Raw genomic sequence first — 4,228 nt, forward strand, 5'->3', positions numbered from 1 at the left:
GCGGGGGGGCAGGGCGTCGCTTCCCGGGGAGGAGGCCCGAGTCAGCGCACGGAGCGCTGGAGCGCGGGCGCAATCTCCTGCTGGCAGGTCGGGTCACATTCCGTGAAGCGGGTGAGGAAGTCCGCCATCTGCGCGCAGCGCTTCGGGAAGCGGGTGGTGCCCGCGTCGCCCGTGCACAGCTCACGGAAGGACTCGCGCGTCTCCTGGAAGAGCGAGGCCCGCTGCGCGGGAGAGAGCGCGTTCAGGGCCCGGTTCTCCCCGCCCAGGAGGTACAGGCAGACGGCACCGAGCAACAGCAGCCCGAGCCCCACCAGTACGAGCTTCCGGTTCCGCATCTCGGCCGGCGAGGGGCCTCGGGCGCGGGAGAAGACGTTCTCCTCTTCACCGTCTTCGGGCGGTGGGCCGCCTACCATCATCCCCATCAAGCGCATACGGGCCCTGTTCCAGCCCAAACCGGCGAGCAACGCCAGCACGGAGTGCAGGGGATGTGTGGCAACCGCCAACACCTGGGCGGCCATTGCGTGTGCTCCCGCACGCCGGGAGGGAGTCTGACCGTGTGACGGCGGGGATTGCGCCTAGGATGAAGCCATGGACGTTCGAGAGCGCCCCATGCGAGTGCTGGTGGTGGACGACGAGCGGAACATCCGCCACACCCTGCGCGTGTGCCTGGAGGGCTTCGGCTGCGAAGTCCGTGAGGCGGCCACCCCCGAGGCCGCGCTGGCCGCGCTGGCGCAGGGCCCCGCCGACCTGGCCTTCGTCGACCTGCGGCTGGGCACGGCCAGCGGCATGGAGCTGCTGCCGCGCCTCCTGGCCGAGTCACCCCACCTGGACGTCGTGCTCATCACCGCCTACGCCACGTTCGACACGGCGGTGGAGGCGATGCGGCGCGGGGCGCGGGACTATCTGCCCAAGCCCTTCACGCCCGCGCAGATTCGCCACGTGGTGGAGAAGGCGCGGCGGCACCAGGAGCTGGCGTCGCAGTTGGAGAACCTGGAGGGGCAGCTGTCCCAGGCGGTGCCAGAGGCCACGTTGGAGACGGCCTCACCCGTGATGCACGCGGCCATCGGGCTGTTGACGCGCGCGGCGGCGTCCGACGCGGCGGTGCTGCTGCGGGGAGAGAGTGGCACGGGCAAGGGGGTGCTCGCCCGCGCGCTGCATTCGATGAGCGCGCGGCGGCGCCGGCCCTTCGTCACCGTCAACTGCCCCACGCTGTCAGAGCAACTGCTGGCCAGCGAGCTGTTCGGCCACGTGCGCGGCGCGTTCACCGGCGCGGTGAAGGACCAGCCGGGGCGCGTGGAGGCGGCGGAAGGGGGCACGCTGTTCCTGGATGAAATCGCGGAGATGAGTCCGGGGCTCCAGGCGCAGCTCTTGCGCTTCCTGCAGGAGAAGCAGTTCGAACGGCTGGGCGAGGGGCGCACGCGCAAGGCGGACGTGCGGGTGGTGGCGGCGACGAATCGGGACCTGGAGAAGGACGTGGCGGAGGGGCGCTTCCGCGAGGACCTGCTCTACCGGCTGAACGTCATCGAGGTGAAGCTGCCGTCCCTGCGGGAGCGGCCGGAGGACCTGCTTGCGCTGGCCCGGCGCTTCGTCGCCTTCTTCGCGCGAGCGGCGCAGCGCCCTCCGCCGGAGCTGTCGCCCGCGACGGAGCGGATGCTGCGGGCCTATGGGTGGCCGGGCAACGTGCGCGAGCTGCGCAACGCGATGGAGCGGGCGCTCATCGTCTGGCCGGCGGAGGTGCTGGAGCCGCAGGCGTTCCCGGACCGCATCGCCGCGGCGGGGAGCCCGGTCATGGCTCTGGGCGGGCCGCACACGCTGGAGGACGTCGAGCGCGAGCACGTGCTACGCGTCATGGCCTCGGCGCCCACCCTGGACGAGGCGGCGCGGGTGCTGGGCATCGACGCGTCCACCCTGTGGCGGAAGCGGAAGAAGTACGAGTCGGGCGAGGGCTGAGGGGCTTCCTTCCGAGTCCTCACGTCCACCTCAGCCGTGAGCGCGCGCAGCGGTCGCACGCGCGCCAGCCCGGGGCGTCATGGGAGCGAACCGGGCAGGGCTTCTCGGTGCGCCTGGAGCGGTGATTGCGGCGCCCCGCGCACATGCGGAGCGTTGGGGGACACCGAACCGATTCCAAGGAGCGCAGACGTGGACGTGATTGACCTGTTGATTCAGCAGCACCGCGAGGTGGAAGCGCTGTTCGAGGCGTGTCGCGCGGCGAAGGACGACGCGAGCAGGCAAGCGCTTGGCATCCAGCTCGCGGAGGCGCTCACGTTGCACACCACCATCGAGGAGCGCTGGGTGTACCCCGCCGCGCGCCGGGTGGTGGGAGACAAGCTGATTCAGGACTCCGTCGAGGAGCACGGGGAGATGACGCAGCTCATCGCCCAGATGATTCGCGCGCGCAACGACCCGAAGAAGCTGGTCTCCCTGTTCGGCGAGCTGGAGCAGGTGGTGAAGGACCACGTGACGATGGAGGAGCGGGACGTGCTGCCCAAGCTCGGTCAGAAGGTCACCGAGGAGGACCTGGGCATGTCGTGCAAGGACATCGTCCGCACCGCCTCCGAGGTCCGCCGCGAGGAGATGCAGAAGCTCCAGGGGCAGGCGAACGCCTGAGGGCTTGTCCTGCCCGGTCCGAAGACCTGCGCTTGGGACAGCTACCCAGTCCCAGGCGCTCTGGTGGCCCCCTCCGCAATCCAGGTCTACTTGCACTTGCGTCGAATAGGTGCCGGTATTACAGGGTAATACTCCAACCAGGAGGCACCCTTCGGGGGCGTATGGCGCCATCCACGCTCGACGTAGTGAACGATGACGTCCTCGTCCGTGTCTCGGAGCCCGTCGCGGCGACCGAGGGGACCTTGGGGCAGGTCCAGCAGCTCGCCAAGCTGATCACCGAGACACTCCATGGGCGCGGGGCACAACCCAGGTTCACCCTGCTTGGACCCAATCACGAGGCGCTGCCGCTTCCCAAGGATGTCCTGACACTGCTGCAGCAGCTTCTCGCGGTGCTGGCCTCGGGCGACGCTGTCTCCATCGTCCCCGTCCAGAAGGAGCTCACCACGCAGCAGGCCGCGAACCTGCTCAACGTGTCGCGCCAGTACCTCGTGCAGCTTCTCGATGAAGGGAAGATTCCGTTCCATCGCACGGGCACGCATCGGCGCGTCTATACGCAGGACGTGCTCGACTTCCGGGCCCGCAGAAAAGCGGAGCGCCGTGCGAAGCTGGCCGAGATGCTCCACGATTCGCAGGTCGCTGGTAGCTATCCCGAGTTCGACGAGTAAGAGGACAGCGACTCCACCGTTGACAGTGAGGGGGGCGGCGCGGGACGACTGGACTGTGAATCCCGCCCCGTTCCCAGTCGTCCTCGACGCAAACGTCCTGATTCCCGTCTCGCTTTGCGACGTATTGCTCCTGGCCGCTGACGAAGGGCTCATTCAAGTCTACTGGACGGAGGAAATCCTCGAAGAGGTGCGCCGCAACCTCATCGAGCAGATTGGACTCGCAGCCGCGCAAGCTGAACGCCGAGTCTCGGCCATGCGCAGGCACTTTCCCGAAGCGATGGTGTCCGGCTACGAGCGCCTCGTCCCGGCCATGACGAATCACCCCAAGGACCGGCACGTCCTTGCGGCAGCAGTGCACGTCGGCGCGCAGACCCTCGTCACCAACAATCTGCGCGACTTCGGAGCGGAGCATCTCCCCCGGGCCATGCAGGCACAGGGCGCGGACACCTTCTTGCAGAACCTGCTCAGTCAGTCCCCCAGCATCATGTTGGAGTTGCTCCGTACTCAAGCGGAGCTGCTGAAGAACCCACCCATCACCTTTCCTCGGCTGTTGGATGGACTGGCGAAGTCCGTGCCGAACTTCATCAGCGAGGTGCGGGAACTCCTCCCGACTCCGCCACTCGACAACCCCTGAGTCGCGCCCTCAAGCACGCTCCGGCCCGGGCTCCTCCCGCTGGGGCAGCGTGAACCAGAACGTGCTGCCCTGGCCGGGCGCGCTCACCACGCCGATGTCCCCGCCGTGCGCCTGCACGATGTCCTTCGCAATCGACAGGCCCAGCCCCGCGCCTCCCGCTGGCGCGCCGGGCGCCCGGTAGAACTTCTCGAAGATGCGCGCCTGCTGCTCCACGGCAATCCCCTCCCCCGTGTCCCGCACCTCGAAGCGAACCCCGTGCGCTTCCCGCGACACGCGCACCTCCACCTCGCCGCCCATGGGCTTGTTCTTCAGCGCGTTGCCC

General features: G+C 68.7%; 6 protein-coding genes. 4 read left to right on the forward strand and 2 right to left on the reverse strand.

Features of this window, described 5'->3' with window-relative positions:
- Window positions 1-41 precede the first annotated feature (41 nt).
- Window positions 42-422, reverse strand: coding sequence for a hypothetical protein (locus tag G4D87_RS34260; protein ID WP_240358838.1), 381 nt, complete (start codon window positions 420-422; stop codon window positions 42-44).
- A 166-nt stretch (window positions 423-588) separates the two neighbouring features.
- On the opposite strand from G4D87_RS34260, the gene G4D87_RS34265 reads away from it, so the two are divergent.
- The 4 genes from G4D87_RS34265 (at window position 589) to G4D87_RS34280 (ending at window position 3,906) form a co-directional block, all read left to right on the forward strand.
- Complete coding sequence (locus G4D87_RS34265; protein WP_163786880.1) at window positions 589-1,950, forward strand: sigma-54-dependent transcriptional regulator; 1,362 nt, start codon at window positions 589-591, stop codon at window positions 1,948-1,950.
- A gap of 189 nt (window positions 1,951-2,139) precedes the next feature.
- On the forward strand, window positions 2,140-2,607 hold the full coding sequence (locus tag G4D87_RS34270; protein WP_240358839.1) for a hemerythrin domain-containing protein: 468 nt from the start codon (window positions 2,140-2,142) through the stop codon (window positions 2,605-2,607).
- A 185-nt stretch (window positions 2,608-2,792) separates the two neighbouring features.
- Window positions 2,793-3,272: a helix-turn-helix domain-containing protein gene (locus tag G4D87_RS34275; protein WP_240358840.1), complete on the forward strand. Its 480-nt coding sequence runs from the start codon at window positions 2,793-2,795 to the stop codon at window positions 3,270-3,272.
- 55 nt (window positions 3,273-3,327) lie between these two features.
- Entirely contained in the window at window positions 3,328-3,906 is a 579-nt protein-coding gene (locus G4D87_RS34280) for a PIN domain-containing protein (protein ID WP_163786882.1), read from the forward strand.
- Window positions 3,907-3,915: 9 nt separating this feature from the next.
- On the opposite strand, the gene G4D87_RS34285 is transcribed toward G4D87_RS34280, so the two are convergent.
- The coding region (locus tag G4D87_RS34285; protein ID WP_163786883.1) for an ATP-binding protein at window positions 3,916-4,228 on the reverse strand (313 nt) is incomplete at its 5' end.

It is taken from the genome of Myxococcus vastator, assembly GCF_010894475.1.
Taxonomy (GTDB): Bacteria; Myxococcota; Myxococcia; order Myxococcales; family Myxococcaceae; genus Myxococcus; species Myxococcus vastator.

Coding starts and splice junctions, on each gene's coding strand:
- G4D87_RS34265 (WP_163786880.1), top strand. CDS start 589: ATGGACGTTCGAGAGCGCCCCATGCGAGTGCTGGTGGTGGACGACGAG.
- G4D87_RS34260 (WP_240358838.1), bottom strand. CDS start 422: ATGGGGATGATGGTAGGCGGCCCACCGCCCGAAGACGGTGAAGAGGAG.